Origin of the sequence: Stenoxybacter acetivorans DSM 19021 (assembly GCF_000745895.1) — a bacterium.
GTDB classification, from domain to species: Bacteria; Pseudomonadota; Gammaproteobacteria; order Burkholderiales; family Neisseriaceae; genus Stenoxybacter; species Stenoxybacter acetivorans.
Genome location: NZ_JQKE01000036.1, coordinates 20,991 through 27,258, shown reverse-complemented (window position 1 = coordinate 27,258; position 6,268 = coordinate 20,991). Strand labels below are relative to the sequence as shown.

Here is a 6,268-nt window from a genome sequence, read left to right as displayed (position 1 = left end):
GTGGAAATGTTCCGCAAATTGCTGGATCAAGGTCAGGCAGGCGACAACGTCGGCGTATTGCTGCGCGGTACTAAACGCGAAGAAGTTGAGCGCGGTCAAGTATTGGCTAAACCCGGTTCAATTACCCCGCACACCAAATTCAAAGCAGAAGTGTATGTATTGAGCAAAGAAGAGGGCGGTCGTCATACCCCGTTTTTTGCCAACTACCGTCCGCAATTCTATTTCCGTACTACTGACGTAACCGGTGCGGTTACCTTGTCAGAAGGCGTGGAAATGGTGATGCCGGGTGAAAATGTTGCCATTACTGTAGAATTGATTGCCCCCATTGCAATGGAAGAAGGCTTGCGCTTCGCCATTCGTGAAGGCGGTCGTACAGTGGGTGCAGGTGTTGTGGCTACCGTGATTGCGTAAAAGGACAGAATAATGAAAAACCAAAAAATTCGTATTCGTCTGAAAGCCTATGATTACACCTTGATTGATCATTCTGCTCAAGAAATCGTGGAAACCGCCAAGCGTACCGGTGCTGTGGTTAAAGGACCGATTCCGCTGCCTACCAAAATCGAACGTTTCGACATCTTGCGCTCACCGCACGTGAACAAAACTTCACGTGAACAGCTGGAAATTCGTACCCATTTGCGGCTGATGGATATTGTGGATTGGACTGACAAAACCACCGATGCCCTGATGAAATTGGACTTGCCCGCCGGTGTGGACGTGGAAATTAAAGTTCAGTAAAAATTGATTGATACTTAAAAAAAAGCGGCTGCCTGTTTTGTGCAGCCGCTTTTTCTTTTGGTAATTAAGTTGTTATAGCTGTACTATTATTTTTTCAAAAAAGCAAACATGACTTAGTTCAGCAGATTTCAGGCAATTAGCCATAGTTTTTCCAGCTAATCATTTTGAAAATTTTAATAGTTTAGCTATATCACGAAATTTTATTGACATCGTTCAACAGGGAAAATGATACAGCCAAACTATTTTTTTCATCATTAAATATAGATTCTTAAGGTCGCCGCAGGGTAGCGTTATTCTTTTTTGTCATGCTTTAACGCGTCAAACTTGTCTTTCATGGTAGGGTTGTTGCGGGTGAGTTTTTTGATGGTTAAGTCTTCCGCTTTGTTATTGGCAAGGCGCAGGTTGTTTTCTGATGATAACAGTGCATCTTTGGTTTTTTGCAGGTGACCAATGGTTCTGTCAATTTCATCAATCGCGGTTTTGAATTTTCGGCTGGCAAGCTCGTAGTTTCGGGCAAAGCCCTCTTTAAATGCCTCTATGTCTTCTTCAAAATGGGTAATGTCAATGTTCTGGTTTTTGATGAGTGCCAATTCAGATTTGTATTTCAAAGATTTTAAGGCGGCGTTGCGCAAGAGTGTAATCATGGGAATGAAAAATTGCGGGCGGATCACATACATTTTCGGGTATCGGTGCGACACATCAACGATGCCGCTATTGTAAAGCTCGTTATCGGCTTCCAGCAGAGATACTAAAATGGCATATTCGCAGTTTTTCTTTTGGCGGTCGGCATCCAGTTTTTTGAAAAAATGTTCGTTCTTTTGTTTATTAGTGGTATCGTCCAGCTCATTTTTCATCTCGAACATGATGGAGATGATTTCGCTGCCGTTTTCATCGTTTTCCCGATAGATATAATCACCCTTGCTGCCGTCGCTGATGTTGCTGTCTTTTTCGAAATATACATTCACAAAGGCAGTTGCCCTCAATTGATTGAACTGAATTTCACAATGCTGCTCCAGTGTTTCGCCAACCATTTTGGTGGATAGTTTTGCCTTCATGTCTTTGTAATACTGAATCATTTCATCTTTGCTTTTGACTTCAGCGGCGTATTTGTCTTTCCATTGTGATTCAACCAGTGCAATTTCATGCTTTTTAATTTCTAAATCATTTGCCAGCACCATGCGTTGTTTTTCAACGTGATTCACGGCTTCAGTGACTGCCAGTTTCTTTTCGGTTTCTGCTTTTTCCAATGCTGTTTTCAGGGCGGATAATTCTTCGGTTTTGGCAGCAGTCAATTCAGCGATTGCCCGTGCTTTTTCGGCTTCGGCATTGTCAAGTTTTGCTTTTAATGCTGCCAAGTCTTCTTTGGCGGCGTTGCGTGCTTTTTCTTCTGCCAAGGTGATTTGCGAGGCAATCTCGTTTTTTTTGATTTTTAAATTATTTTCCAATGCCGTGCATTGTTTTTCAATATGGTTCACGGCTTCATTGACTGCCAATTTCTTTTCGGTTTCTGCTTTTTCCAATGCTGTTTTCAGTGCGGATAATTCTTCGGTTTTGGCAGCAGTCAGTTCGGCAATTGCCCGTGCTTTTTCGGCTTCGGCATTGTCAAGTTTTGTTTTTAATGCCGTTAAATCTTCTTTGGCGGCGTTGCGTGCTTTTTCTTCTGCTAAGGCGATTTCTGATTGATTCTTGTCTTCAATTATTGTCAGCCGTTGGTGTAATTCGCGTTCAAATTCCGCGCCTTTGATTTGTTCAACAATGGCAATATAGGCACTTTCATCAATTTTGAATTTTTCACCGCAATGGGGACATTGAATTTCATTCATAAAAAATTCCTTAAGGGCTAGGGCTGAAATCGCAGGCAGCAGTCTTCATGAATACATCATATTTGGCATGGTTGATGGATACTTAATTGAAGCGGTTATGATAATAGCACCCAATGGTATTAACTTTTCATTTTCAGCAAAAGCACAATAAGATAACGTCTTGAATTACAGCACCGCTGTTGGATATGAACCCACCAGTTTCATGAAAGCAGCTCGGTTTGTCAGTTCTGCTAAGGCTGCCTGAATAGTGGGATCTTGGTGATGACCTTCAATATCAATGAAAAAAACGTAATCCCATAAACCGGCGCGGCTGGGACGGCTTTCCAATTTGGTCATGGATACGCCGTAGGCGGAAAACGGTTGCAGTAAACCATGTATTGCACCGGCTTTGTTGGGTGCAGAGATGATTAATGAGGTTTTATCACAGGCAGTTGGGCTGGTGGTTTGGTGTCCCAGAATCAAGAATCGCGTGGTGTTATTGGGTTCATCTTCAATGTTGGCAGCGATTTTAATGAGTTGATAACGCTCTGCTGCCGCTTGAGAGGCAATGGCGGCGGCTTTGTCGTCTTCGGCGGCCAGACGGGCAGCTTCGGCGTTGCTGGATACAGAAATGCGGGCAACGTTTTCGGGTAAATTTTTATTCAGCCATTCATGGCATTGTGCCAAAGCCTGTGCATGTGCATACACTTTGTGCAAGCCTTCTGTATTTGGCAAGCGGCGCAATAAATGATGATGAATGCGCAGTACCACTTCGCCGCAGGCTTTCAGTGAGGTTGAAACCAATAAATCCAAACTTCTGCCCACTGACCCTTCGGTAGAATTTTCCACCGGTGCGACAACATAATCGGTCTGACGGGCTTCAGTGAGGCGAAAACATTCATCAATAGAGGCACAAGGCAGGGTGTGGGCGGCGTGACCAAAATGTTTTTTTACTGCTTGTTGTGTGAATGTGCCTTCCGGTCCCAAATAGGCGATGGTAAGTGGGCGTTCCACTGCCAAACATTCGCTCATTACCTCACGAAATAATCGGGCAACAGCTTCGTTGGGCAATGGCCCTTGATTGAGGTTTTGAATACGCCGCAAAACCGCTGCTTCGCGCTCGGGGCGGTAAACAGTTCCCGTGCCTTTGATTTCACCGATGGCGTGAGCGTGTTCGGCGCGCTGGTTGAGCAATTGCAAAATGGCGGCATCAATATTATCGATGGCATCGCGGTGCGGTTGGATTTGTGCTTGTTCGGTCATGATGATGGTGTGTTTGGCTCTGATTTCAGGCAGCCTGTAGTTTGCAAGGCACAGGCTGCCTGAAAAAATGAGTATGGTGCTTAATTGCGCAATGGTTTACCGGTAGAGAGCATGTTTTCAATGCGCTCCAGCGTTTTCTCTTGTTGGATTAAATCCATAAATACGCGGCGTTCTAAGTCTAAAATCCATTGTTCATCAACGATTGAACCTTCGTCCACATCACCGCCGGTCATTACCTCGGCGATTTGTGAGGCAATATGAAAATCATATTCGCTGATAAAGCCGCCCGCTTGCATATTAAGCAGCTGCGCTTTAATTGATGCGGCAGCGGCGCGTCCCGCCGCTTTGAACGTTTTTTGTGCTTCAGGGCGGAAACCGGCATCGGCTAAGGCACGTGCTTGGTTTAATGCGATGTGCAGTAATTCAAAGCTGTTGAACACCACGATTGCATCAGGGCGAAGGTAGCCCAGTTCTTTGGCTTCCAAAGCACTGGTAGCGACTTTGGCGGTAGCGATATTCATGTAGCTGTCTTTCAATGCTGCCAGTAAATCACCATGATTGCTTTGTGCCGAGCGCAGCGCAAATTCCTTACAGCCGCCGCCTGACGGAATTAAGCCAACACCGACTTCTACCAAGCCGATATAGCTTTCCAGCGCGGCAACCACTTGATCGCAGTGCATTACAAATTCGCAGCCGCCGCCGAAAACAAAGCCTTGGATTGCCGCTATGGTGGGAATTTGGCTGTAGCGCAAACGCATGGCGGTATCTTGGAAGAGTTTTACCATGCTTTCAATGGAAGCAAAGTCGCCGGTGGCAAATGCCGGCATCATGGATTTTAAATCTGCACCCACTGAAAACGGTTCGTCTTCATTCCACAATACCAAGGCATCATATTGCTGCTCGGCGATGTCAATGGCTTGGTTGATTCCTTCCAGCACAGTGCGGTTGATGGCGTGCATTTTATTGTGGTTTTCCAGCACCAAAATTTTGCCATCTAAAGTGAAAGCACGCACTGCTTCATTGGTAAATACGGTTTCGCCCTGTGTTTTAACGGGTTCACCCAAAAGGCGGGCAGGGCAATATTGGCGGCGGTACACGTCCAAATCCGATCGCGGCTCGTATTGTCCTGTTTGGAAATTCAGGCTGCCTGAAGCTGTGTGAAACGCATCAATGGTGTTTAACCATGCCGGCAAGGCGGATTGACTCATGCTTTTGCCCGCGCTGATGTCGTCGGTCAACCATTGTGTTACTTGTTTCACGCCCGCCGCTTGCCAAATTTCCAAAGGACCTAAATCCCAGCCGAAACCCCAGCGCACGGCAAAATCAATGTCGCGGGCGGTGTTGGCAACATCCGCGGCGTGAACGGCAATGTAGTGGAAAGTATCGCGCAAAATCGCCCATAAAAATTGTGCTTGCGGGTGTTCGCTGCTGCGTAAGGCTGCCAGTTTTTTGCCCCAGTCGGCTTCTTTGAGTAAATCAGTTACCGCCGCATCACCGCGTTGATTGGACGGTACGTAAGCTGCCGATGCGGGGTCAAACATCATGATGCGTTTGCCTTCTTTTTTGAATACGCCCGCTTTGGTTTTTGCACCCAAAGCACCTTGTTCAATCAGTGTATTCAACCATTGCGGCAATGCGAAAAATTCATGCCACGGATCAGTATTCAGTGCGGTTTGCATGGTTTTGGCAACGTGGGCAAACGTATCCAAACCCACTACGTCGGCGGTGCGGAATGTGGCTGATTTGGGGCGTCCCAAACGCTTACCGGTTAGGTCGTCCACTACGTCAAAACGCAAACCGAATTTTTCGGCATTGTGTATGGTGGCGAGCATGGAAAAGACACCGATTCGGTTGGCAATAAAATTGGGTGTGTCTTTGGCGCGTACCACGCCTTTGCCCAATGCAGACACCAAAAAACGTTCTAAATTGTCTAAATATTGCGGCGCGGTGTCGGCACAGGGAATCAATTCCACCAAGCGCATGTAGCGCGGCGGGTTGAAAAAATGCACACCGCAGAAACGGTGTTTTAAACCTTCGGGAAAGGCGGCACACAGGGTTTCAATGGACAAGCCTGATGTGTTGGTGGCAAAAATGGTGTGTTCGCCCAAATGCGGGGCAACTTTGGTGTACAAAGATTCTTTGATGTCTAAACGTTCAGCAACGGCTTCAATCACCACATCGCAAGTTTGCAGTAAAGCCAAATCATCGTCGTAATTAGCTGCCTGAATATAATCAAGCGCGGCAGCGTGAGCCAAGGGCGCGGGTTTTTGTTTTTTCAGGGCATTCAGTGCGTTGCGGACAATGCTGTTTTTATCGCCTTCGGCGGCAGGCAAATCGAATAACAGTGTGGGTACTTTGGCGTTTGCCAAGTGCGCGGCAATTTGTGCGCCCATGACACCTGCGCCCAAAACGGCGGCTTTGCGAATGATGAATTTTTGTTGAGACATAATAAACCCCTGTTTTAGTTG

The 6,268-nt window shown here is 46.4% G+C and carries 5 protein-coding genes; 2 read left to right on the top strand and 3 right to left on the bottom strand.

The annotated features are described in order from the left end of the window. A partial coding sequence (locus Q384_RS06355; protein ID WP_037586635.1) for an EF-Tu C-terminal domain-related protein occupies window positions 1-411 on the top strand: 411 nt, incomplete at its 5' end. A 12-nt stretch (window positions 412-423) separates the two neighbouring features. After that, window positions 424-735 (top strand): 30S ribosomal protein S10, encoded by a 312-nt coding sequence (rpsJ, locus tag Q384_RS06350; RefSeq protein ID WP_037586634.1) that lies wholly within the window; start codon window positions 424-426, stop codon window positions 733-735. Window positions 736-1,025: 290 nt separating this feature from the next. On the opposite strand, the gene Q384_RS06345 is transcribed toward rpsJ, so the two are convergent. The 3 genes from Q384_RS06345 to Q384_RS06335 form a co-directional block, all read right to left on the bottom strand. Then, window positions 1,026-2,558, bottom strand: coding sequence for a DUF2130 domain-containing protein (locus Q384_RS06345; RefSeq protein WP_037586633.1), 1,533 nt, complete (start codon window positions 2,556-2,558; stop codon window positions 1,026-1,028). A gap of 165 nt (window positions 2,559-2,723) precedes the next feature. Then, window positions 2,724-3,800: a prephenate dehydratase gene (gene pheA, locus Q384_RS06340; RefSeq protein ID WP_037586632.1), complete on the bottom strand. Its 1,077-nt coding sequence runs from the start codon at window positions 3,798-3,800 to the stop codon at window positions 2,724-2,726. A gap of 80 nt (window positions 3,801-3,880) precedes the next feature. Next, window positions 3,881-6,247, bottom strand: a complete 2,367-nt coding sequence (locus tag Q384_RS06335; protein ID WP_037586631.1) for a 3-hydroxyacyl-CoA dehydrogenase/enoyl-CoA hydratase family protein — start codon at window positions 6,245-6,247, stop codon at window positions 3,881-3,883. Between the last annotated feature and the right edge of the window lie 21 nt (window positions 6,248-6,268).